General features: G+C 33.8%; 18 protein-coding genes. 16 read left to right on the top strand and 2 right to left on the bottom strand.

Going from position 1 to position 25,109, the window contains the following annotated elements; translation table 11 throughout:
• Positions 1–102 precede the first annotated feature (102 nt).
• The 8 genes from HMPREF9402_RS10905 to HMPREF9402_RS10870 all read left to right on the top strand — a co-directional run bounded on the left by HMPREF9402_RS10905 (position 103) and on the right by HMPREF9402_RS10870 (position 16,114).
• Positions 103–5,673: a DUF5057 domain-containing protein gene (locus tag HMPREF9402_RS10905; protein ID WP_009607384.1), complete on the top strand. Its 5,571-nt coding sequence runs from the start codon at positions 103–105 to the stop codon at positions 5,671–5,673.
• An 86-nt stretch (positions 5,674–5,759) separates the two neighbouring features.
• Entirely contained in the window at positions 5,760–6,785 is a 1,026-nt protein-coding gene (locus HMPREF9402_RS10900) for a type IV pilus twitching motility protein PilT (RefSeq protein WP_009607377.1), read from the top strand.
• Positions 6,786–6,835: 50 nt separating this feature from the next.
• Positions 6,836–7,561 (top strand): prepilin peptidase, encoded by a 726-nt coding sequence (locus HMPREF9402_RS10895; RefSeq protein WP_009607385.1) that lies wholly within the window; start codon positions 6,836–6,838, stop codon positions 7,559–7,561.
• 108 nt (positions 7,562–7,669) lie between these two features.
• Positions 7,670–9,352 (top strand): hypothetical protein, encoded by a 1,683-nt coding sequence (locus HMPREF9402_RS10890; RefSeq protein WP_009607388.1) that lies wholly within the window; start codon positions 7,670–7,672, stop codon positions 9,350–9,352.
• Between the two features lie 138 nt (positions 9,353–9,490).
• A complete protein-coding gene (locus tag HMPREF9402_RS10885) occupies positions 9,491–11,167 on the top strand; it encodes a hypothetical protein (protein WP_006784572.1) in 1,677 nt (558 codons plus the stop codon).
• 136 nt (positions 11,168–11,303) lie between these two features.
• Positions 11,304–12,692, top strand: coding sequence for an MBOAT family O-acyltransferase (locus tag HMPREF9402_RS10880; protein WP_009607379.1), 1,389 nt, complete (start codon positions 11,304–11,306; stop codon positions 12,690–12,692).
• 12 nt (positions 12,693–12,704) lie between these two features.
• Entirely contained in the window at positions 12,705–13,853 is a 1,149-nt protein-coding gene (locus HMPREF9402_RS10875) for an alginate O-acetyltransferase AlgX-related protein (RefSeq protein ID WP_009607383.1), read from the top strand.
• 2 nt (positions 13,854–13,855) lie between these two features.
• Entirely contained in the window at positions 13,856–16,114 is a 2,259-nt protein-coding gene (locus tag HMPREF9402_RS10870) for a glycosyltransferase (protein ID WP_009607390.1), read from the top strand.
• Between the two features lie 120 nt (positions 16,115–16,234).
• Here the strand turns inward: HMPREF9402_RS10870 and HMPREF9402_RS10865 are convergent, their stop codons facing one another.
• A complete protein-coding gene (locus tag HMPREF9402_RS10865) occupies positions 16,235–16,627 on the bottom strand; it encodes an NUDIX hydrolase (protein ID WP_006784578.1) in 393 nt (130 codons plus the stop codon).
• A gap of 211 nt (positions 16,628–16,838) precedes the next feature.
• Here HMPREF9402_RS10865 and ychF point away from each other — a divergent pair, with 211 nt between their 5' ends.
• From ychF to rpsR, 8 genes are all read left to right on the top strand, one after another.
• Positions 16,839–17,939: a redox-regulated ATPase YchF gene (gene ychF / locus HMPREF9402_RS10860; protein WP_006784579.1), complete on the top strand. Its 1,101-nt coding sequence runs from the start codon at positions 16,839–16,841 to the stop codon at positions 17,937–17,939.
• Positions 17,940–18,130: 191 nt separating this feature from the next.
• Positions 18,131–19,141 (top strand): phosphate/phosphite/phosphonate ABC transporter substrate-binding protein, encoded by a 1,011-nt coding sequence (locus HMPREF9402_RS10855; protein WP_009607374.1) that lies wholly within the window; start codon positions 18,131–18,133, stop codon positions 19,139–19,141.
• A 69-nt stretch (positions 19,142–19,210) separates the two neighbouring features.
• The gene (gene phnC / locus HMPREF9402_RS10850) at positions 19,211–19,975 is read left to right on the top strand and encodes a phosphonate ABC transporter ATP-binding protein (RefSeq protein ID WP_006784581.1); all 765 of its coding nucleotides are present in this window, start codon (positions 19,211–19,213) and stop codon (positions 19,973–19,975) included.
• Between the two features lie 2 nt (positions 19,976–19,977).
• Complete coding sequence (phnE, locus tag HMPREF9402_RS10845) at positions 19,978–20,799, top strand: phosphonate ABC transporter, permease protein PhnE (protein ID WP_006784582.1); 822 nt, start codon at positions 19,978–19,980, stop codon at positions 20,797–20,799.
• Between the two features lies 1 nt (position 20,800).
• Positions 20,801–21,607: a phosphonate ABC transporter, permease protein PhnE gene (phnE, locus tag HMPREF9402_RS10840; RefSeq protein ID WP_009607392.1), complete on the top strand. Its 807-nt coding sequence runs from the start codon at positions 20,801–20,803 to the stop codon at positions 21,605–21,607.
• A 272-nt stretch (positions 21,608–21,879) separates the two neighbouring features.
• A complete protein-coding gene (gene rpsF, locus HMPREF9402_RS10835; RefSeq protein WP_006784584.1) occupies positions 21,880–22,167 on the top strand; it encodes a 30S ribosomal protein S6 in 288 nt (95 codons plus the stop codon).
• A gap of 31 nt (positions 22,168–22,198) precedes the next feature.
• On the top strand, positions 22,199–22,759 hold the full coding sequence (locus HMPREF9402_RS10830; RefSeq protein ID WP_006784585.1) for a single-stranded DNA-binding protein: 561 nt from the start codon (positions 22,199–22,201) through the stop codon (positions 22,757–22,759).
• Positions 22,760–22,813: 54 nt separating this feature from the next.
• Complete coding sequence (gene rpsR / locus HMPREF9402_RS10825; protein WP_006784586.1) at positions 22,814–23,047, top strand: 30S ribosomal protein S18; 234 nt, start codon at positions 22,814–22,816, stop codon at positions 23,045–23,047.
• A 559-nt stretch (positions 23,048–23,606) separates the two neighbouring features.
• Here the strand turns inward: rpsR and HMPREF9402_RS14615 are convergent.
• A complete protein-coding gene (locus tag HMPREF9402_RS14615) occupies positions 23,607–23,771 on the bottom strand; it encodes a hypothetical protein (protein WP_006784587.1) in 165 nt (54 codons plus the stop codon).
• Positions 23,772–25,109: the final 1,338 nt, after the last annotated feature.

The following is a 25,109-nucleotide window of genomic DNA, read 5'->3' as shown; positions in this document are numbered from 1 at the left end:
AATAATAATTATAATATTTTTTCTATAGGTTACGGACTAGGAGCTAGCAATTCAACAGCCAATAAAAAACTCCAAGAAATTCATGCTTCAATGGGAGGTGCTGTGACAGGTGATAATAGCACATTCTTTGCTTCTGATGAAGGAGCAATTGATGCCGTATTTGAAAAAATTGCTGAACAATTAATCAAGAGCTATTCTTTTAATGATGCACAATTAAATTTGCAGTTAGCTGATTCAGTTACTTTACTAGAAGAAACGACTGTGGTTAATGGGATTAAAATTGATCCAATTGTTTATGAACTGGGAGATAATAACTGGTATCATGCTCCAGCGCAAATAATTGAGTTTAAAATAAAGGTGGATGTAGTAGGGGATATAGAGGTATTTACCCCGGGTACAGATATAACCTATACTGATATTTATGGAAATAAACAATCTGTTTTAATCCCAAGTCCGACGATTACTATCGCACCTTTTGATGTCGATATATCTAATAAGCTTCAACTTGATTTTCAGTCCTTATCAAATGGATACTTAATTGGAGATACAGCCATAGCTCGTGTAACACCTATTCGACCTAATGTTACTAATATTGACTTTAATAAGTTGAACTTTACAGTTAGTTCGATTCCAAGTAATTTCCAATTAGTTGGAGGGAATTCAACGCTTAATTTTGGTACGGTTACTGAAACGACAAGCTTAGACTATAATTTCATTATTAATGATGACTCAGAGATTACATATGAAAATTTGAAACAATATAAATTGGATGGTTCATATAACTATGAGATTAAACAGGGAAATAGCAGTAAAAATGAAATTGGAAGTGATTCAACTACAGTCACAGTAAAAAGAGGACAGATTAGAGTAAAAGTTATTGATGAATCAGGAAATAATATTTCTCAGTTATCCACAGTATCTATGAAAGACTCTAATTATCAAGGTGTTTATCAGGATGGATATATTGTTTTTGATACGATTCCCTCTGGAAATTATGAATTAGTAGTGCAACAACTACCAGAAGGACTGCAAATTTCTGAAGATAAACGTAATGCAAAAGTTATGATTAACTTTGATCGTAATATTGCTGAATATACATTCCAAGTACAGGGAAGTTATGAGGAGAAAGCATATCCGGAGATTTTAGCACATTTAACATCTGATGATTTTATTACTACCTCTAGAGGTCAAGAAATCGAATTAACCTACACCATTGATCCACAACCATTTGATGCTGAATACACTGATTCAATTTTAGAAAATAAGAATGTTGATGAAATTGTAATTTTATTAGATGCTTCAAGCACAATGTATACATTTGGAATATGGTCAAATATAAAGCAAAATATTTTAGATGAAATCGTTAACAATGATGACTTAAAATCAAAAAAGTTAGCTATTATTCCATTTGGTAATAATGATATTATTCTTCCGACATGGCCACTGATAGATTATATTGATTTATTTAGTTTAGAGGTTGAAGAGGAGAAACAGGTATTAAATACACTGTTAAATAATCTTCATCAAATTAGTAGTGAATCAATTCGAACTATTGATACTGCTTTACAAGAAGCAAATGCTTTATTGTCTAATTCGTCGAGTAATAAAGGTAAAGCAATTATAATCATTTCGAACGATTATATCACTTGCGATGAGAGTATCCGAAGTGATATTAAAAATAATAATTATGAAATTGTTTCTTTAAAATTAGGGCAGCAAGGAGCAGGGGGAACATTAAAAGAGGTTCATGACTCTCTAGGTGGAAAAAATACACATTACTTTGAAGTTGATCCCATGCCAGGTGAGGGAGTAGGAAAAAAAGATATTAAATCTGAGTTAGAACTGATTAGAAATACTTTATTTCAGAGTCAGCAACACTCATTATCTTTGGATATAACATCTATTTTTCCAAAATTGAACTTTGATTTTGGAAAAGCTATTACGCCAATAAGTAATTTATTTCCTATAGAAGAAACAACTTATCAAGTAGATGTGCCTGAAGTAAGGTATTTTCCAACTAAGCAGAATGCAGATGGTACCTATAAATATGAGGCATCTTCATTTGATATTAGTTTTAAGATAAAAGTTGATACAGATGAATTAGGTGAAATTACTTTTGCTAATAAAGACGATGTTGAGTTTACAAATCTAATGTATACGGATTTCAATAGTAAAGAAGTTAAGAAACTAATCGATACTCCAATTATTGAAGTTATTGATAATCTGGAAGTTGTGTATGATAATAATTCGATTAATATTTTAGAGATTCAACCAGCAGATAGTTTTACGTTAACAGGTATTTCTGTACTTAACAAAATTAAGACGGGAACTGAAAGTTTTGAAATGACTGTGGATAATGCTAAGTATCCTGTCACAATTACTCGCATGTCAATGCCTGAATTTATAGGGAAATCTGAAAAAATTGATGGAAAATATGATGTCATTGTACTTGGACGTTATAATGATTCGAGCATCACGTCTTCAACCGATGAGCTAAATCAGTACCGATATCGAGATTATTACTATGACCGTGGTAATAATAATGAAGAAAATGATATTACAATGCGAAAGGCTAATGAATTGATTGATTTTATGAGTAAGAATCAATTAGTCTATATCGATTCAAATATTATTAATCATAATCAAAATTCAAATTATGATTATATAGATACTAATATTTATAAGGTGTTTTCAAATGTTAACAATACATCACAGAAAAACGTAAGGAAGACTTTGACGACATCTAAGGTAGGAAATGCAAACACAGTAACATTGGAAATGATTATTAGAGATTATATTTCTTTAGATACAAAAGAAAAAGGATTTGATTTAACTGTTATCGATCCGGTTCCTAATGATATTACGACAACTGATTCGAATTCTGTTGATGGAAAGGCGTCAAATAGAAATCGATATTTGGATTTAACGATTCAAAATGCTGATAATTCACGAGAAAATGTCACATTAAAATTATATTTAGATTTAAATGGTGATGGATTATATAGTGAAGATGAGCTTGCAGTGACAAGAACGCAGCTTTCATTACCTTTAGAAAACTATAAACTTGATTTTTCTGTTCATCCTGATTTTATTGGGTTGTTAGAATGGAAGTTAGAAGTTGTTCGTGAAGATGTCAATCAAACGAAAACATATTTAACGGGAAGTAATTTCTTTCATCGATTGACCGAAGAGAAGAAGTTAATTAATGTTTTACAAATTACTAATCAAAGTAATTATGCCTCGGTTAATTCAGAAGGTGGTAATAACTACTCAGTTCTAAATTTAAAAACAAATGAGAAGTTTAATAATTTATTAAAAACACCTGCTTTAAAGGATTATAAGATAACAATTGATATTGTTTATTATGGAGATTATATTAATTATTTAAAAGCAGATGATTCTCGATTATCCGAAGAACAATATAAAATGAAACAATTAAATGGGTATTATGATATGGTGATTGTAGGGTTTCAGGATTCTTATGGAAATGGAACTTTTACACAGAGTGACTCGAAATTGCTCGTAGATAAAATGACTAGCTTTGTACAGACAGGACAAGGAATTATGTTAACCCATGATACAATTGACTGGAATCAGGGAACAATGTTTAACACATTCCGCGTTTATGCTGGTCAATCTAGGTATCCTACTTATATAAATGGTCAGTTAGTTACTAATTTAGATGGAACTGATGCCATTTATGAAAATAATATTCGTGGAAATAATTCAAATGGTATGGTTCCCTGGCAACGTGGATTAAGTTTTAATGCCTCAATGGCAACCTCTGTTTATGAAACAAATAGTGCTTTAATAACGCAATATCCATATAAATTAACTGGCGACGATCAACTTTTAGAAATAAGAAGAACACATAGTCAATACTATCAATTGAATCTTGAAGATGAAGAGGTTATTCCTTGGTATACGATGTGGACAAATAGAACAACTGGAAATCAAGGAAGTGGTAGTGGAAACTTAATGGCAACCCAAGTTAATCCATATGATGTTAGAAATAATTATTATACTTATTCAAAAGGTAATATTACGTTCTCGGGAACAGGCGAACAAACCCGAGAATATATTCACTATCCTGATTCAGAATTAAAACTATTTATTAATACGATTATTAAAGCTGAACGAGGGGCGAATCATCGTCCAACTGTTGAAGTGCAGAATCTAGAAAATAATCAACAGATTGCAAGAGCTCAGAGTAAAATTGAATTTAATGTTATTCCACGTGATATCGATTTAGATTTAATGAATGTTACCGTTGAGGTGAAAGCGTGTAGAAATAACAAATGTGATATTTCTTTGGGTGATGAGTTACTATTTGAAGATAGAAAAGATAATGAAAGCTTTAAAGTAACATTAGATAAAAATACTCTTTCAGGTTATGGGAAGATAGCAGATAGTAATTACACCCAATTACAGGTGAAGGTTTATGCTATCGATGATCGAGGAGCAAAATCAGAAGAGGTTCTCAGAACACTAGATCTTGTTGACAGTGATTTATTAAATGTTAGTTTATCTACCGCTAATGAAACTACTACATTCTTAGTGGGTGATGTTGTAGAGTTATTAGCAACTTTTGAAAAAGAACAATCTTATCAAGAGAACTATATAGACTTAAGTTATACATTAAAATCACTCCCAACCTATTTAATGCTTAATGGAAATTTGACTCAAAATATAGGTAACTTAACTTCACCTTCAATGTCTGCTAGTTATCATTTAAAAATTGGGTCGAGTAATCAGTTTTTAGTTACTGATCCAACTCGCGTAACAATTAGTGGAGATAGCCGCTATTGTATTAATACTTGTAGTCAACCAATTGAAGGAACACAGTCACTAGATTTATCTATTAAAAAAGGGCAAATTCGCATTAAATTAATTTCAGAGGAGTTTAATAGCGTTCTACAGCAGACCATGATTAATGTGCGTAGTCAAGGTGGAATGGAATATAGTATCACTCCAAATAGTGCAGGTGAATTTATTTTAGATAATGTTCCAACAGGAACGTATACACTAACAGTAAATGTTCCAGAAGCCTTACAAGATTTTGATGTGATTCAAAAGAATGGCGATAGCTTGCAGATAGTTGATTTAACTCAAGGTGTTACGTTTGATATTAATTATGACAATAATATCTTTGAAGCCAATTATGAATTTTTTGAACCACAAACGGATATACTTCATGGACTATATGGAGGGGTAAATTCAGATAAAACAGCTGTTGATATTATTGAGTCTTTAGGAGAATCAATACAGACGTTTGTAGGACAGACGAATGTTAATTTTGCTGGAATTTTCACCTATAAATCTCCATTACAAGAAGTAATTTTAGACGTAGATTCAGACTTTAATATTGCACTAAAAGATATTAAAGTTTATCAGGTCGTTGAAGAAGAGAGTGGAATTAAACTGTCTTTAGTCGATGGGGTTGGAATTCACTTGTCTTCACAAAACAAAATGGATAAGATTCGTTTTACTTTAGCAACAAAAGTTCCAACAAACTCAAAAGTCTTGATTTTATATCAGGCACTAACTCCAGATATGAAAGATCATATATTTATAAATAATTTATCAGTAGGGGCTCAAAGTCAAGCTGTTGAAATTAAAACAATTAAACAAGTAGATGAGAATGAAATTTCTAATCTTCCAAATTTATTCTAATTAAAAAGCTACACAATATGTGTAGCTTTTTATTACAAAAATACAATTCAAATAGTTTTATATTTAGTAATTAAGGGAGAAAGTATATGCAATCAATTAATGAGATTTTAACGGAGGCGATTACGCTTAAAGCCTCAGATATTCATATTACAGTAGGGGTACCAGTGATGATTCGTTTAAGGGGAGAATTACGCCCCTTAAATGATGACGTCTTAGCACCGTCAATTGTGACAGCATTAGTACATGAAATTATTCCGCAAGATCATTTTGAAAGCTTTCAAGAAAATTATCAGCTCGATTTTTCTCATAGTATTCCGGGGGTTTCACGTTTTCGTGTAAATGCTTATTATCAACGTGGCCAAATGGCACTGGATATTCGACCGATTCCAAATAAAATTCCTACATTTGAAGAACTTGAGTTACCTCCTATTTTAAAAGCTTTTATGGATAAACCACGCGGGCTTGTGTTAGTAACTGGTCCTACAGGTTCAGGTAAATCAACCACGTTAGCTGCCATGATTAATTATGTGAATCAAAACGCCCATAAGCATATTATTACGCTTGAAGATCCGATTGAGTTTCAGCATAAACATAATAAATGTGTGATTAATCAAAGGGAAATTGGATCAGACGTGAAGGATTTTAATTCTGCATTACGTGTTGCCCTTCGCCAGGATCCAGATATTATTTTAGTAGGGGAGATGCGCGATTTAGAAACTATACAAATTGCTTTAACAGCAGCTGAAACAGGCCATTTAGTGATTGGAACGCTACATACTTCATCAGCCGCTTCAACGATTGAACGTATTATTGATGTTTTCCCAGCAGAGAAGCAAACTCAAATTCGTATGCAGTTAGCTGGAAGTCTAGTTGGGGTAGTAGCGCAGCGTCTATTTAAGCGTCAAGATAGTGATGGTCGTAAAGCTGTGTGTGAGATTATGGTCAATACTCCTGCTATCGCAAATTTAATCCGTCAAGAAAAAGTTTATCAAATTCCAAGTGTCATCCAAACGAGTAAAGAGATGGGGATGCAAACAATGGAAATGGCAATTAAAGAACAGATGATGTATGGGGTCATTGGAATGGAAGATGCAAAAGCATATTTAGAATAAAAAGAAGTGGTAGAGAAATAGCGTATAGTATGATGAAAGGAGGTTTTCGTTTGTTTTACTTATTACTTTTATTTTTGGGAGCTGCTCTTGGGTCCTTTTACCACGTCGTGGGTTACCGGATGCCAATCGGAGAAAACTGGGTGAGCGACCGTTCGAGATGTCCGGGGTGTGGACATCAACTGACAGCTATTGAATTAATCCCGATTCTCTCATATATCATTCAGGGTGGAAAATGTCGTGAATGTAAAATGCACATTAAGCCGATTTATTTATTATCAGAAATCGTAGCGGGACTTCTATTTGTGTTCCCGGTTTGGTTTTATGGTTTTGAAGGATTTGAAACAGGACATATTTTTGTTGCGTGGGCCTTTCTCTCAATGCTAATCATCATCACCGTGTCAGACATTTATTATCAATTGATTCTTGATAAGGTGTTGCTGTTTTGGGGAGCTATCATCGTTTTTTTATATGTGCTTTATCCACAACTCGACTTGATGAGTGCTTTGGTAAGTGCAGTCGTTGGTTTTTTGACACTTTACGTCATTGGATTACTCGGACAACTTTTATTTAAGAAAGAGGCACTAGGTGGTGGAGACATCAAACTTTATGCTGTCGTTGGTTTTGTTCTTGGGATAGCACCAACCTTTTTATCTATTTTTATCGCGTCAGTTATTGCTTTAAGTTATATTTTATTATTTATGAAAGATAAAGCAAAAGTCATTGGGTTCGGGCCATTTATTGCAATGGCCTCGTATATTTGTTTGTTTTATGGGTAGTCGTTATTAGATTGGTATTTTAATTTATTTTAGAAAAGGAAAGTCATTTGACTTTCTTTTTTGAATTGGATAAAATAGGTTTTTGTTTTATAGCAGGAGGTTTAGAGAATGAATTTTCTAACAAAAAGATTGAATGTAGGGTTATTAGTATTTTTAGTTGCAGCTGTTGGATTGAGTTGCTTTGGATTATTTATGAATGACTTGCCAAAGGGACATGATTTATCGTTTCATTTAGCGAGAATTGAATCGTTATCTGAAGGGATCCGATTTGGAGAGTTACCGGTTCGAATTTATCCACATTATTTTAAAGGGTACGGATATGCAAATGGTCTTATGTATCCCGATTTATTTTTATATCCCGCTGCCTTTCTTTGTTTAACAGGGATAGGTGTCATTTGGGCATATAAAGGCTTGATTTTAGTGTGTACAATTTTGACTGCTATTTTTATGTATCGTACGCTAATAAAGATTACCCGTCAGGAGTGGGCATCAAGACTTGGGATGCTTCTTTATACGGTATCGTTATACCGAGTTGTTGATGTTTGGACAAGAGCAGCACTGGGAGAAGTGCTAGCGTTTATGTTTATTCCATTTGTTTTACTAGGAATTTACTATATCTTTTTTGATGATGACCGACAATGGTATGAGTTAACGATTGGATTTACAGGAATTTTCTTATCTCATTTACTGAGCGGAGCTATGTGGTCATCTGTTATGGTTGTGATTTGTATTGTGTTTATTCCAAAGATGATTAAAGAACCTAGACGATTATGGAATTTAATTAAAGCAACAGGAATGACGATTTTGTTAGTTAGTTTTTTCCTATTTCCAATGTTTGAACAGTTAATGGACCAAAAACTTAAAATGTCTGAAGATATTGCGTATTATTTAGGTGATTCTGTTTTACCATTAAAGGCTATTTTTTTAGATTCAAAAATTGAAGGTCATCCTAATGAGTGGTTTCCTGGTGGAATTGGATTTTCAGTAATGGGGATTATTGCGATAGGTTTGGCAGCACAGATTCAAGAAATTCCTAAAAAATTATCAGTTGTTGCCTGGGGAAGTGTCATCATTAGTCTTGTTGTATTAGTGATGATGAGTGATATTTTCCCATGGTATGAAGTTTTAAAGTATGCTAAAGTCTTTGAAAGTCTTCAGTTTGTGTGGCGATTATTAATGATAGCAACGTCATTATTAGTTTTAGCTTTTGCTATTTTTTATTCATATTCAACGAGCTATGCTAAAGTGTTAGGGATTTTAACGGTAATCCTTAGTGTCATAGTTGGGGTAGAAGCGCAAATTGAAACGTTGAGATATATGACGAAAGTAGATTCAAGTCTTTTAGTTCGCGAGGAGATATCAGAGTATGCAGTTAATGATCGTGATTATCCGGTTGGAAATTCTGAATATGTCCCTTTAAAAACTAATATTATCAATATGTATGGACTTGAAAATCGATATCGTGTAAATCAAGAAATTGAATACAAAACAAAACAAGAGGGGACAACGATCACCATTGAATTCGAAGGGCAGACTCAACCAGACTTACAAGTTGAAGTGCCGCTACTTTATTACAAGGGTTATGGTGCTAAACTAGAGGGTCGATCACTTGAAGTGATATCAGGTAGCAATGGAGCTGTTAGTTTTGTTATTCCAGAAGTTGTAGGAAATGGAATAGTTGTGGTTTCCTATGAAGGAACAACATTACAACATATAACGCTTGGTATTAGTATTATTAGTTTCATTGCTTTTATTTTAATTGTAGGCCGTTCCAAACTTAAAAAAATATAAATCAAAGGGGTCTCCTAAGGGAGATCTCTTTATTTTATTATTAGAGAAGGGAAGTCGAAAGACTTTCCTTTTTCCGTATATAATGTTCAAAAAGTGGAAATATAAGGAGGAATGTTTTTTTAGGAGGCTTGTTTTTTCATGAAGAAATTCAATATAGGTTTGTGGATTTTTTTATTGCTCGCCATTTGTTTAAGTTGTTTTGGATTACTTAACGAAACGATTCCCGGCGGGCATGATTTAATTTTTCATTTATCACGAATCGAAGCTATCTCAAAAGGATTACAATTTGGTGAATTTCCGGTGCGAATTTATCCAGATTACTTTTATGGTTATGGTTACGCAAATGGAATCATGTATCCCGATTTGTTTTTATATCCCGCTGCTTTATTGTGTTTAGTCGGTGTTGATGTTATTTTAGCTTATAAAATCATGATTTTAGTTTATACTGCACTGACTGCCATATTTATATATCGTGCTTTAATTAAAATCACGCATCACGAGTGGGCATCACGACTTGGAATGCTGCTTTATACCGTGTCTTTATATCGCATTGTGGATGTGTGGACACGAGCTGCACTCGGTGAAGTTTTAGCGTTTATGTTTATTCCGTTTATCCTTCTTGGAATTTACTATATCTTTTTTGATGATGAGAGAAAATGGTATGAGCTAACTATTGGATTTAGTGGTGTTTTTTTATCGCATTTACTGAGTGGTTCGATGTGGTGTGAAGTTATGGTGGCGATTTGTTTATTCTCGATTATTAAATTATTTAGACATCGAAAGCGATTATGGAGCTTGATTAAAGCGACTATGATGTCCATCTTATTGGTTAGTTATTGTTTGTTTCCAATGTTTGAGCTGTTAATGAATCAAAAATTTAGGGTATCTGACAACTCAAATTATGATTTGAATTGGTTATTTTCATTAAAGGATGTGTTTTTAACGTATTCGATTAGTGGATCTCCTGATGATTGGTTTCCAGGTGGAGTAGGGATTTCTATTATTGGGATTGTCTTACTCGGCATGTTAGCACAACGTCAAGAAGCCACTCAAAGGCAAAAAAATGTAGCCTGGATAGGAGTTATCATTAGTTTTATGGTATTAATCATGACAAGTCATTTGTTTCCGTGGCATTTTGTTTTGAAATATATCCCGATTTTTGCTCGTCTTCAGTTTCCATGGCGATTATTAATGATTGCGACGTCTTTTTTAACGTTGGCTTTTGCCTTGTTTTACTCGTTATCAAGTCAAATTGGAAAGATTCTAGGTATCATTATTGTAGCGTGGAGTGTGTGGCTTGGGGTTCAAGCTGAGTATGAAACGATTAATTATTATGATCCAATTCTAGTGGATCCTTTAGCGAGAACCGATACCTCATCAAATTCGATTACAGATCGCCATTATACGGTTGGAAATGGGGAGTATATTCCTCTTGAGACAGATAATGATTTGATGATCGAACGTGAGAATCAGTACTTTGTTAATCAGGATATTGATTATGTTGCGAATCAAGTGGGGACGACGATTACGATTAAATTTAGTGGACAAACACAGCCTGATTTAGAGATTAAGGTCCCATTACTTTATTACAAAGGATATGGGGCGAAATTGAATGACGAATCTTTAGAGGTTGGGAGTGGAGACAATGGAGTCGTTCGTGTCATTGTTCGAGATATTGTAGGCGAAGGGATGATTGTGGTTTCATACGAAGGAACGATCCTACAAAAGGTCACTTTGGTTGTGAGTATTTGTAGCCTAATTGGTTTTATAGGCATTATTTTATTTTCAAAATCTAGAAAAAGACATTCTTTTTAATGAAAGAATGTCTTTTTAATGGATGAAATAGTTTGGTGAATGTTTTACCCAAATAGATGGACTGCCAATCTTTAATAAAGTCTTTTTATCACATACTACTTGTAAAGGGTAGTTAGGTAAAGCGAGGTTTTGAATGATGTTATTCTCATCTACAATCTTTTTATTTGCATTTTTGCCCTTCGTTTGGATCGGGTATTTTTTATTAAAACCATTTCGCCGAGTTAGTAATGTCTTTTTATTAATTGTTAGTCTTTTATTCTATGCTTTTGGAGAGCCTATTTTTGTTTGGTTGATGATCACTTCCATCGTCGTTAATTATTTTTTAGGCTTGTGGTCGGAGAAGGTAGAGCACGGATCTAAAGCAGGTAAGTGGCTCATGTTTTGGATGCTTTTATATAACATCGGTATTTTATTTGTCTTTAAGTACTTAGGACCAACGATGATGTTCATTAATACGCAAGGAAATTATCAGTTACCGATTCCTGATTTTTTATTACCGATTGGAATTTCATTTTTTACGTTTCAAAGTATTTCTTATGTTGTGGATATTTATCGGAAAAATGCTAAGGCCCAGCATAATATTTTAAATGTTGGGTTGTATATTTCATTCTTTCCACAGCTCATAGCAGGACCTATTGTTCGTTATAATACCATTGCTTGGGAAATCGAAAATCGTCGAGAAAATTGGAATGATTTCAGTACGGGAATGAACCGATTTGTGATTGGATTAGCAAAAAAAGTATTGTTATCTAATACGATTGCAATTGTGGCCGATCGTGCGTTTTTACAGGTTAATGATGGATTGTCATTGGTGTTTGCATGGGTAGGTGCTATAGCTTATGGACTTCAGATTTACTATGACTTTAGTGGTTATTCGGATATGGTAATTGGACTCGGGTTGATGCTTGGCTTTCATTTTGATGAGAACTTTAACTTTCCATATATCGCACAATCTGTTTCTGAATTTTGGCGTCGTTGGCATATCTCCCTCGGTCAATGGTTTAGAGATTATGTCTATTTCCCACTCGGAGGTTCCCGTGTTGGTAACCCGGATATATTGATTCGTAATTTATTTGTGGTTTGGTTATTAACTGGTATTTGGCATGGAGCAAAGGAGACCTTTATTGTATGGGGACTTTGGTTTTTTATTTTTATTTTAATTGAGAAGCTATTTCCTTTCACGAAGTGGATGCGAAAAAAAGGTCGAGTTTGGCCAAGAGTTTATACGCTATTGGTCGTATTGTTTGGGTGGGTTTTATTTCGATCGAATAGTATGACCGACGCTTTTTCATACTTTGGTTCCATGCTTAATCCATTAAAATCTCACTTCTTGATTTCACAGGATTTAATGTATCTAAAAGAGTATGGGCTTTTTTTAATGGCGGGATTAATTTTTGCGGTTCCACTAAAACCTATTAAGGGAATGAAGTGGATCTCTCCCATTGCAATGTGGTTATTGTTCATGATTAGTGTTACTTATTTAGTTAAGGGAACGTATAATCCATTTATTTATTTTAATTTTTAGGAGGTGAATAGGATGAAGGTAAAGTCAGTGACGACTAGTGTATTGATGGTTTCAATTTTAGGGATGAGTGCACTCAATATCTTTCATCTGATTCAGACACCGAAGGAGGTTGAACTCGATAATCCTACACAACTTGAAACTTACTTTAATGAGAATTTTATTGGGAAGATTCAGTTTGTAGATTTTTATGGAGTGATTCAAAAATGGATGGGAAAAAATGAGGTAGATAATTTTGATGTGATCCGAGATGAACAGGGAAAATTACATTTTTCCTATTTTTCAAAAGGACCTAATGATATGAGTGAGATTAATCAAGAAATGAAAAATTTTAAAAATTATTTGGATTTGTATGCTGTGGATGTAGCATTTATTATGCCACCGGATAAAGTTATTAAGGGTTATACGACCTTTAGTAAAGGATTACCTTATAACTATGCAAATGAGGGGGCAGATGAATTTTTAAGAAAGTTGTCTGAAGATAAGATTGATTACCTCGATTTACGAGAGGATATTTTGCAAAGTGGAATCGAACCGTCTGATTTATTTTTTGATACTGATCACCACTGGACACCAAGGACTGCCTTTTGGGGATTTACACAGGTTGTCTCATTTTTGAATGAGCGATATGGTTTGGTGTTAGATGAAGGTTATACGGACTTAAATCAGTATGAACAGATTAGTTATCCTCAATCATTTCTGGGTTCTTTAGGAAAACGAACCGGTTATGGTTATGCAGGAATGGATGATTTTATAGTCATTAAGCCAATGTTTGAAACGAATTTAACTTATACTTGGGATGGGAATACGGTAACAGCTACATTTGATGAAACCGTTCTTCAAACCCATTGGTTATCTGAGGATCTAGGGATAGAGGCCGACCATTATATGGTTTATTTAGGTGGAAATTATGGAGAAGTAAGGATTAAAAATAATTTATATGAGAATGGTCCTAAAATTTTAATGATTAAAGATTCCTTTATGTTACCATTGGCTGCTTTTTTATCCACAACGGTTGGTGAAATGAAACTCATTGACTTACGTTATTATGAAGGTGGCTCACTGTATGAATTAGTTCCGATGTATCAGCCAGATATTGTTTTAGTTTCAGTCAGTCCTTCAAATTTAGTTCCTGAATTTTTTAACTTTTCGAAAGGAGAGTAACGATGGAAACAAAAAAAATAAGAAGCCATCGAAAGTGGCTGTTATTTTATGTTTTATTTTCAACAGTGTACTTTATTTGGCGAATTTTTTTTACGATTCCGATTGGATACGGATGGTTTTCTATTAGTTGCGGACTTATTTTGTTAATTGTTGAGTTACTAGGGATGAGTGAATGTTTTATTCATTTCTTAAATGTAACTAAACTGATTGTGCCCGTAAAACCGGAAGTGGTAGATAAAGAGCTTTATCCACATGTTGATGTTTATATTGCTACATATAATGAACCCGAGGAACTGTTATATAAAACCATTATAGGATGTAAGAATATGGCGTATCCGGATTTATCAAAGGTTCATATCTATATACTAGATGATGGACATCGTCCGAATGTTAAACAGTTAGCCAAGCATTTAGGTGTACATTATATAAGTAGAGTGGATAATGAACACGCAAAGGCAGGGAATTTAAATCATGCATTAAGCCTTACAACATCCCCTTATGTGGTGACACTAGATGCAGATATGATACCGATGAAGCATTTTTTACTTGAGAGTATTCCATTTTTCATTGAAAATGAGCAAAAACGTCAGTTAGAACGTGAAAGAGGGATTGAAGAAAAGAATTTAAGCCAAAAGCTTGGATTTATTCAGCTTCCGCAGGTGTTTTATAACCCAGACATTTTCCAATATTATTTATTCTCTGAAGATCGGATTCCGAATGAACAGGATTATTTTTATCGAGATATTCAACTTGGAAAAAATGAAAGTAACTCTGTTATTTATGGTGGAAGTAACACCATTTTATCAAGAGAGGCCTTAAATGAAATAGGGGGATTCGTCACAGGAATTATCACCGAAGATATTGCCACGGGGATGTTGATTCAAAGTAAAGGATATCTTTCATATGCGGTAGATTCCATTCAAGCATCTGGATTATCACCACATGATTTAGAGGGGATTTTGAAACAACGTAATCGTTGGGCCCGTGGATGTATTCAAACATTTCGTCGTTACTGTCCATTACTTTTAAAAGGACTAACATGGAAACAACGAATCAACTATACAAATGCGATTTTTTATTGGTATAACTGTTTAAAGCGAATCATTTATTTGTTGGCACCGATTATGTTTACAGTCTTTAATGTGGTCGTTGTCAAAGCAAACTTAATTCAAGTCATTGTTTTTTGGTTGCCAATGTATGTCATGATTAGAATGACACTTCGTCGCTTTTCGGGAAATGTTCGAAGTATTAAGTGGACGAATGTTTATGAAATTATTATGATGCCCTCTTTAATTCCAGCTGTTTTATTAGAGTCAATCGGTTTAAGTATGAAAAAATTTGAAGTTACACGTAAGGATAAACAAGTCGTTCATAAAAATTCTGATATTTTAAAGCTGGCTATTCCTCATTTTATTTTACTAGCATTGACATTCATTGGAATGATCCGTTCATTTTATCATTTGTTTTTAGGCGATGGAAGTGAGTACGTCATTGCTTTATTTTGGTTAGCGACAAATAGTTATGGATTATTAATGGCATTATTCTTTGTTTTAGGTCGCCCTGTCTATCGGATGAGCGATCGATTTAAAATTGAGACGGATGTAACTATTGAAGTGGAACATGAATTAAAATCGTTAAAAACCTATGATATTTCAGAAAAAGGAATTGCTGTACAATCAGATTTTCCATACTTGATTCCAAGTGATCAGATTTATCCGATTAGTTTAACTCGAGAAGACTATCAGGCTTCATTTAAAGGGAAATTAATTCGTGTGGATTCAGATGACACCTATCGGTATGTTTTTGAAGTAAATGAAATATCTGAAGAAAATTATCAGGAATTAATTAAGATTTTATATGATCGTGTCCCGCATTTACCGAGCGAAATTGTGGATAAAAGTATCTATAATGATATTGAACGAAATATTAGATTTCGACGTCAAAAAAATCGTCAGTTTTCAAGAACATTGCCTCGAGTCGATTTGAATTTAGAGGTGGTGAGCACACAAAATGATCACTTGAATATTGAAAATTTTAATTATCATTATTTCTTAGTTAAAGGAAAGCATGGGTTTACTGAAGTTGAAATCCCATTGTTAACTCATCCACAGATTATGTTAAGATGTCAGTTTAAACAAATCATTGAGCGTCAGATTGAAGAACAAGAATTAGAATTTTCACTGTTTGAAATCTTAAATTATCAAGACATTCCTTTATCAATATGGAATGAAGAAGTGAAGATGTGGTTAACAAAGGCATAGTAAAAGCCCAGGTCATTTTGCCTGGGCTATCTTTTAATGGATAAGTGTTAAAATTTTTGAAAGAGTGTAAAGGAAAAACCAATACATTTATAGCATATGCGAAAAGATGAAAAATAGACCTCAAAGTGCTTTAAAATCTAACTGACAAATTGCGTCAGATAATGAAGGATTTAGTCGTGTAGCTGAGTCTAGATTAAGTGGTAACCATTCGTAGTAGTTATGTTCACTTGAAAGAACTAGATCACCCCCAACTAAATCGCATAGATATAAAACGCCCATAATGAGGTAATCATCATTAACGAACTGCCAGGTGCTTAATACTTTTTTGGGTGAGACAATAAGGTTAGTCTCTTCCTCGATTTCTCGAAGTAATGCTTGCTCAGCACTTTCTTTCATATGTGTTTTTCCACCAGGTAAGTCTAAGAAGTTATTTTTGGCATTGCTTTTGTGTAAAGCTAAAAAATGATGGTCTTTAATGATTAATCCTTTTACTGAAAAATTAATTTGAGTCATGAATCCACATCCTTTCAAGGTGATGTCAAATAACGATTTATTTTCTCATTATATGAGGAATGAAATAAAAAAATTCCAACTTAATGGAAGTTAGGATGCGCATTTTTAGTCGATATCTTTGTGATTATCTCGAGTTGATTTTGCTAAAAGGACTAAAATAGTGTAAAATAAAAAAGATATTATACAGTTAGATAAAAAGGACGTGAAGACATTGGCATTAACGGCTGGAATTGTTGGTTTACCAAACGTCGGGAAATCAACTTTATTCAATGCAATTACTCAAGCTGGAATTGAAGCAGCAAACTATCCGTTCGCAACAATTGACCCAAATGTTGGGGTTGTTGAGGTTCCGGATGAACGTTTAAATAAATTAACGGAATTAGTTAGTCCTAAGAAGACAGTTCCAACAACTTTCGAATTTACAGATATCGCGGGATTAGTACGTGGGGCAAGTAATGGAGAAGGATTAGGAAATAAATTCTTAGCCAATATCCGTGAAGTAGATGCAATCACTCAAGTGGTTCGTTGTTTTGAAGATGGAAATATCATTCACGTAGAAGGTTCAGTAGATCCAGTTCGTGACGTTGAAGTTATTAACTTAGAGTTAATCTTAGCTGATATGGAGCAAGTTGATCGTCGTTTAACTCGTTTAGCAAAACAAGCTAAATCTGGAGATAAAGATGCAAAAGCTGAAGTTGCAGTACTTGAAAAAGTAAAAGAAGGATTCGATCAAGAATTACCTGCACGTGCAATGGATTTATCAGATGACGATAAAGCAGCTATCAAACATTTACAATTATTAACTTTAAAACCAATTTTATATGTTGCTAATGTTGGTGAAGATGATTTAATGGCTGGTGAAGATAACGAATATGTTAAAGCTTTAGTTGAATATGCTGACCGTGAAGGGGCAAAAGTAATTAAAGTTTGTGCTCGTATCGAAGAAGAAATTTCTCAATTAGAGGAAGAAGAAAAAGCAGCATTTTTAGAAGAGTTAGGAATCAAAGAAAGTGGATTAGATCAATTAATTCGCGAAGCTTATGATTTATTAGGATTAGCGACTTACTTTACAGCTGGAGTGCAAGAAGTTCGTGCTTGGACATTCATTAAAGGAATGACAGCTCCACAATGTGCTGGAATTATCCACAGTGATTTCGAACGCGGATTCATTCGTGCCGAAACTGTTTCATTTGATGATTTAGTAAAATATGGTTCTGAGTTAGCGGCACGTGAAGCAGGACGTTACCGTTTAGAAGGAAAATCGTACATCGTACAAGATGGGGATGTTATGTTATTCCGTTTCAATGTTTAGTTAAATCAATTATTTTAGAAGAATTAAGTAAACTTTACTTAATTCTTTTTTTTATACTCAGTTGAAGTCTGTGGGAATTTTGTATGATTTTAAATCGTATTAACAATAATTGTAGAAAAAAGTCGAAAAAATGATATTATTTTTTAGATATTTTAGATAGGTATTTAAAAAGTGAAAGGAGTACTACCAAAATGAAGAAATTATTGAATTTTTTCTCGGTTATGATGATTGCATTTTTAACATTAGCTGGGTGTGGATCAAGTTCGGCAGACTTAAACGAGTTAGTGGTATATTTCGTTCCATCACGTAATGCAGAGGAAATTGAGAAAGCAACAGAACCTTTAGAGGGATTATTAAAAGAAGAGTTAGCAGCTCAAGGATTTGAATTTGAAGATATTAAAATTACAGTTGGAACAAGTTTCGAGGCTGTTGGAGAAGCATTAGCTTCAGGTACAGCTCAAGTTGGATTTATTCCTGGTGGAACTTACGTACTATATGATAATGATGTAGATGTTGCCTTAACAGCAACACGTTTTGGATTAAATCATGATTCTGAAAATCCGGTAGATTGGAATACAGCACCAACTGCAAATACAGAAGACCAAGTTACTTATTATCGTGCGTTAATTATTGCTGGACCATCTGCAAAAGGTCAAGAATTAGCGGCTAAGATTAATAATGGTGAAACATTAACAAAAGAAGATTTAGAATCAGCAGTTTGGGGAGTGCAAGGAAGTACTTCTTCATCAGCAGGATATATTTACCCATCTTTATGGTTACAAGATAACTATGGCATCTCAATATTAGATTTACCAAATAAAGTAGCTTTAGACGGATATGGAACAGCTCTATCACAATTAGCTAATGGTCAAATCGATATTATGGTTACTTATGCAGATGCTCGTCTTGATTTTGAAAATCAATGGGTAAATGACTTTGGTCGTGAATCGTCAATCTGGGAAGAAACAAATGTTATTGGGGTAACAGAAGGAATTTATAATGATACGATTTCAGTAACTAAAGATCCAGTGATGACACCTGAATTAAAAGCAGCCATCCAACAGGCATTTATCAACATTGGAAATACTGAAGTAGGTAAAGAAATTATTTCAATCTATAGCCATAAAGGATACCAAATTGGAACGTCTGAAGATTATGATGGTGCTCGTAAAGCAAACGAATTAGTTCAATCAAATAAATAATCAATCTATTAGAAATGAGTCCTAATTGGGCTCATTTCTTTCATGTAGAAGATAAGGAGAAAGAAGTCGATGATTAAGTTTAATAATGTAAATAAAGTTTATCCAAATGGATTTCATGCGTTAAAAAATATTAATTTAGAGATTGAACAGGGTGAATTTGTTGCAATTATTGGATTATCTGGAGCGGGAAAGTCAACGTTATTACGTACGATTAATCGTATGCATGATATTACAGACGGAGAATTAATTGTAAATGGTGAAAATGTTAATGATTTAAAAGGAAAATCATTACGTAAATTCCGTCGTCATATCGGAATGGTTTTCCAATCATTTAACTTAGTAACTCGTACAACAGTTATCAATAATGTTTTAACATCACGTGTTCCTGATATGCCATTTTATAAATCAATGATTGGTGTCTTTTCAAAAGAGGATAAAGTGATTGCGTTAGAGGCATTAGATAAAGTAGGAATTTTAGATAAGGCCTATGTTCGTGCAGATCAATTATCAGGAGGGCAACAACAACGTGTTGCGTTAGCTCGTACACTTGCCCAAAAACCAGAAATTATTTTAGCAGATGAGCCTGTAGCGGCATTAGATCCAATTACTGCAACTCAAGTTATGGATGATTTTAAACGTATTAATGAAGAAATGAAGATTTCAGTCTTAATTAACATTCACCATGTTGATTTAGCTTTAAAATATGCAACTCGTGTCATTGGAATCAAAGCAGGAGAAATTGTCTATGATGGTCCGTCAAATATGGTAGATAGTGAAATCTTAAAACAAATCTATGGTCGCGAATTAGCAGCTGATGAATTAATGGAGGCTTAAGAATGAAGCGAATGAGAGATTTATTTCAACCCAAAAAAATTACGTTAGATAATGGGAAAGAGATTCAGCCACCTCGTTCAGTCGCACCCTTTATTTTAATTGGATTAGCACTTGCATTATGGGGGGCTGCTACGATTACAGGATTTGATTTTAATGCCTTAATGAGACGTGGAAATCAATTCTTTATTATCTTAAAAGATATGCTATCCCCAGATTGGTCAATTATTGATCAAATTATTCCCCCATTAGTGGAAACGATTAAGATGTCTATTTTAGGTTCAATTATTGGTAGTTTATTAGCATTCCCAGTTGCTATTTTATCTTCTTCAAATATTAATAAATCAAAATGCTCATTATGGATTATGCGATTTATCCTAAGTATTGTTCGTACGATTCCGACCTTAATTATTGCTTTATTTGCAACTTATGTGTTTGGGTTAGGAACATTTGCTGGAACCGTTGCAATTTCTATTTTTACATTTGGTATTGTCGTTAAAATGTTATATGAAAAAATTGAGACAATCGATATGGGACCATTTGAGGCAATGGAAGCTGTTGGAGCTACAAAATTAGAAGCTTTTCAATCTGCTATTACACCTCAAATCTTACCTAACTATTTCTCAATGTGCTTATATACGTTAGAAATTAATGTTCGTGCTGCCACTATTTTAGGATATGTTGGGGCAGGTGGGATTGGATTATTATTAAAAGAAAAATTAGGATGGCGTCAATATGATCAAGTTGGAATGATATTATTATTGTTATTTGTGACTATTATCGTGATTGAAAATATTAGTCGTTATATCCGAGAAAGGTTGGGGTAATATGCAATTAACTATTGATCAACAATTAAGAAAAGAACCAAATCGATGGATTCATAAATCCCTAACCATCGCTTTTATTTTCGTTATCATTGCATGGGCGATGGGGACGATAACTTTTACAGGGATTAAAGAAAATGGATTTACAATCATGTCTAATATTGTGAGCTCATTATTTCAGCCTGATGCTGATTTCTTATTTGATTTTAAATTAGGAGTACCGGCCTTATTACTAGAAACTATCGCCATCGCTTTTGTCGGAACAATTATTGGAGCCATTTTAGCTTTACCATTAGCGTTCTTAGCAGCTCGTAATATTGCACCAAAATGGGTTAATTTTATTGCTCTTACTTTTATTGCTGCAATTCGTACATTCCCAGCCTTTGTTTATGGGTTAATGTTTCTTCGTGTAACAGGACCAGGAGCTTTCGCTGGTGTTTTAACCGTATCTGTTGTTTCGATTGGTATGATTTCAAAGTTATATATTGAGGCGATTGAAGATTTAGATAAGCGAATATTAGAATCATTAGATGCCGCAGGATGCAATACTTTTGAGAAAATTCGTTATGGCATTTTACCTCAGTTATTTACTGATTTCGCTTCAACGGTTATCTATCGTTTTGAAATCAATATTAAGGATGCTTCTACTTTAGGATTAGTTGGGGCAGGTGGAATTGGTGCACCATTAATTTTTGCGATGAACGATTTTAACTGGTCAAAAGCAGGAGCTATTTTACTTGGGATTATTATTTTAGTTTTAATTGTTGAAACTATTTCTACTAAGTTACGTACGAAATTAGCACGTGGTTAAATTTTATAATGATTGAATAAGGTTTAAGTTATATAACCATAATAAATTTGAATCATCATCTAGTACATTGTATAATTGCAACTAGAATTAGGTGATGATTTTAACAAATAGGCACGTTTTAAACGTGCTTATTTTTATTTGTGAAATGGTGAGTCTAGTTTTTTTTGACTTGCCATAGTACGACACACTGTGCTATAATATATGACTGTGAGTAATTGAAGATTACTCCTTGCTCGGTAAGAGCCGTCTAGACCAAGAGGAGGTGCACTATAATGAGAAAATACGAAATTATGTACATCGTTCGTCCTAACTTAGAAGAAGAAGGACGCAAAGCTGTTATTGAAGGATTCAACACTATGTTCACTAACATGGGAGCTGAAATCGTTGAAATGAAAGAATGGGGTATGCGTGATTTAGCATATGCTATCGAAGATTTCACTAAAGGTTACTATGTAGTATTAACTGTTAACTCTTCAATCGAAGCTAAAAACGAATTCGATCGTTTAGCTGGAATCAGCGAAGATGTTATCCGTTACATCGCTATTAAAGAAGAAGAATAATATTAATCAGTACTAAGTGAGGGTGAGATAAATGATTAATCGCGTAGTCTTAGTAGGGCGATTAACTCGTGATCCTGAGTTAAAGTATACCACTAATGGTATTGCTAACTTGAGATTTAGCATCGCGGTTAATCGTACTTTCACTAGTCAAAATGGAGAACGCCAAGCAGATTTTATCAACTGTGTTGCATGGCGTAACCAAGCTGAGAATATGGCGAAGTTTTTACGTAAAGGATCTCTTATCGGAGTGGAAGGACGTATTGAAACTGGTAGCTATCAAGCTCAGGATGGATCAACTCGCTATACAACAGACGTTGTTTGCGATAGCGTGCAGTTCTTAGAACCACGCTCTGCATCTGCTGATCGTGGAAGCTTTGGTTCTCAGCCATCACAAGACTTTGGTGGATTCGGTGGAGGATATGGTGGTGCGCCATCATTCCCATCACAACAATCTTCCAATGCTTTTGGTGGAAACCCATTTGGAGGAGCTCCAAGTCCAGATCAAAACTTTGGCAATTCATCACCTTCGTTCAATAATGGACCTGATTTCAGTTCTACTATTAACATTTCAGATGATGATCTACCATTTTAATTTTTAAATAAAGAATAAAATAAATACTTTTGTTTATGAATAGGAGGAACTAACATGGCTCAATTCCGTCGTGGAGGACGTCGTCGTCGTAAAGTTTGTTATTTCACTACAAACAAAATTACGAAAATCGACTATAAAGATGTAGATTTATTAAAACGTTTCGTATCTGATCGTGGAAAAATCTTACCTCGTCGTGTAACAGGAACAAGCGCTAAATATCAACGTGAATTAACAGTTGCTATTAAACGTGCTCGTCACATGGCATTATTACCATTCTCTGCTGAATAGTAATGGTTTAAAAAGTGGCGCAATTTAAGCGCCATTTTTTTTCAGAACATATACACACACAAACAAACCTTTATTGTCCACTAGGTGATGTAAAAGAAACAACCTGTTTCTTCTAGTGGCATCTCAAATGAGATATTTGCATCAGGGCCCAAAAACTTAATATTCTTAAGTTTAAAGACTGTCTCTTAATAGGAGGCAGTCTTTTTTTGTTAGATGAACTCGCGATTTTATCGCGTTAGTTCATCTATATGCCGAGCGAAGAGAGGCGATTCCGCGGATGATAGGTGAGGCGTAAGCCGAACCCATATTGAAAGAAGATGTCTGTATTAAATGAAATTCGGGTTAGCGGAGTTATTGTTAGCCCAGCTTGTTTCACAGAGTGAAAGTTAGCGGGACATAACAATTAATAGTCGAGGCATAACCAAAGGTGATATTAAAAGAGTGCATCTGTATTAAGTGAGTAGCGTCTTAGTTAGGGTAGATAGGTTAAAGGTGTGGATTTGTTATTGTGAATAACAAAAAGAACATCATCTAAAACATAGATGATGTTCTTTTTGTTTTATTTTTCTTCTTCTTTTTCTGTTTCTTTATTTGCTACTTCTTGGATTGGTTCATATTTCATCGTTGAACGATCTAATAAGTAAGTGTCTGTACAGCAACTCATATCTTCACATAAGTGAGCATCGCTTAATAAACTTAATGGATTATATTTTTTCTCTGACATACAAAAACCCTCCTAGAATATTTAAATTTTAAACGTTATTACCTTTTTATTATACATCATAATGTTGCTTAGCGTTATTATTTTTATAAAAATAAATAATAAAGACTCCCTATAAAGGGAGCCTTATCTATTATTAGAAAAATGTTAGTTATTAAGTGAAATATAGGGATGATAGGTGTAGGAATATTACGTGGAATAATGTTTTGATAAAGGGATCTTCTTATTATTTAAGTTAGGTTAGGATGTGTAGGTAAATAGTAAGAAGAAGGTTTATTTTTAAAAAATTAATCTAAAAGCTTGAATCAATATGTGTGGAATAGGATGACCGTTAGGATGAAAGGAGAGAGTGTTTTTTTATACATTTATAACTGAGCGATTGGAGTGAAAGGGTGTAGTTGGAGTAGTAGGGTTAGTGGTACGTTTGGAGTATGATTATGTTTAGAATGTATTTATTAGATGGTGGTAGTTTTAGAATGATGTGTAGATATAAAGAGTTTTTTTTTGAATGTTGCAATGTGTTAGTTAGATGATGTTAGATTTAATGCTACGGAGTTATTGTGAGTGGTAAAGTTGAGTTTAAAATAGTTGTTTCGAATGGGTCGATGCTTGTTTTGACGTTATGATGAATATGATGGAATTCTTTTTGTGTAATGTTTTTATTAATAGGACTATGTTGTTTTGATGATTGGTAGATGGATTAGGACTAGTAAGCAATTTTTTTGTTGGATGAATGGATGGATGATGTTAGGAGATGGAAGCTATTTTTTGGTAGGTGTTTTACTGCAATGATGGGATTTTTTTAGAATAGTTATTTTAATGTTTGGGGATGTGTATTGGAGGATCTATCAAAGTTATTTTAGGAAGTAGTGATAAATGAGTTGGGACAAATTTATAATGATGTTAAAAGGATGTTAGTGAATGGGATGGTATAGTGGATGGAATTTTAAAAGATGTTAGAATGAAAGGTATTAGATGTAGTGGAGGTAATACTAGGAGCTTAGTGGATGTATAGGTGGGATGTGAGTAATCAATAGTGGTGTGATGATTGAAAATTAAATGGTGCTTAAAAAAATGTAGTGGATGGTGTGTAGTGGGATTTGTATGAAGGATGGAATTTTAAAAGATGTTAGAATGAAAGGTATTAGATGTAGTGGAGGTAATGCTAGGAGCTTAGTGGATGTATAGGGGGGATGCGATTAATTAATGGTGGTGTGATGATTGAAAATTAAATGGTGCTTAAAAAAATGTAGTGGATGGTGTGTAGTGGGATTTGTATGAAGGATGGAATTTGAAAGGATATTAGAATGAAAGGTATTAGATGTAGTGGATGTGATACTA

The organism is Turicibacter sp. HGF1 (assembly GCF_000191865.1).
GTDB lineage: Bacteria > Bacillota_I > Bacilli_A > MOL361 > Turicibacteraceae > Turicibacter > Turicibacter sanguinis.
This window is presented reverse-complemented; position numbering and strand designations above follow the sequence as displayed.

Excerpts from the sequence above, each read along its gene's own strand:
- HMPREF9402_RS10900 (WP_009607377.1), top strand. The coding sequence starts at position 5,760 with ATGCAATCAATTAATGAGATTTTAACGGAGGCGATTACGCTTAAAGCC.
- HMPREF9402_RS10890 (WP_009607388.1), top strand. The coding sequence starts at position 7,670 with ATGAATTTTCTAACAAAAAGATTGAATGTAGGGTTATTAGTATTTTTA.
- HMPREF9402_RS10885 (WP_006784572.1), top strand. The coding sequence starts at position 9,491 with ATGAAGAAATTCAATATAGGTTTGTGGATTTTTTTATTGCTCGCCATT.
- HMPREF9402_RS10880 (WP_009607379.1), top strand. The coding sequence starts at position 11,304 with ATGTTATTCTCATCTACAATCTTTTTATTTGCATTTTTGCCCTTCGTT.
- HMPREF9402_RS10875 (WP_009607383.1), top strand. The coding sequence starts at position 12,705 with ATGAAGGTAAAGTCAGTGACGACTAGTGTATTGATGGTTTCAATTTTA.
- HMPREF9402_RS10870 (WP_009607390.1), top strand. The coding sequence starts at position 13,856 with ATGGAAACAAAAAAAATAAGAAGCCATCGAAAGTGGCTGTTATTTTAT.
- HMPREF9402_RS10865 (WP_006784578.1), bottom strand. The coding sequence starts at position 16,627 with ATGACTCAAATTAATTTTTCAGTAAAAGGATTAATCATTAAAGACCAT.
- HMPREF9402_RS10855 (WP_009607374.1), top strand. The coding sequence starts at position 18,131 with ATGAAGAAATTATTGAATTTTTTCTCGGTTATGATGATTGCATTTTTA.
- phnC (WP_006784581.1), top strand. The coding sequence starts at position 19,211 with ATGATTAAGTTTAATAATGTAAATAAAGTTTATCCAAATGGATTTCAT.
- phnE (WP_006784582.1), top strand. The coding sequence starts at position 19,978 with ATGAAGCGAATGAGAGATTTATTTCAACCCAAAAAAATTACGTTAGAT.
- phnE (WP_009607392.1), top strand. The coding sequence starts at position 20,801 with ATGCAATTAACTATTGATCAACAATTAAGAAAAGAACCAAATCGATGG.
- rpsF (WP_006784584.1), top strand. The coding sequence starts at position 21,880 with ATGAGAAAATACGAAATTATGTACATCGTTCGTCCTAACTTAGAAGAA.
- HMPREF9402_RS10830 (WP_006784585.1), top strand. The coding sequence starts at position 22,199 with ATGATTAATCGCGTAGTCTTAGTAGGGCGATTAACTCGTGATCCTGAG.
- rpsR (WP_006784586.1), top strand. The coding sequence starts at position 22,814 with ATGGCTCAATTCCGTCGTGGAGGACGTCGTCGTCGTAAAGTTTGTTAT.
- HMPREF9402_RS14615 (WP_006784587.1), bottom strand. The coding sequence starts at position 23,771 with ATGTCAGAGAAAAAATATAATCCATTAAGTTTATTAAGCGATGCTCAC.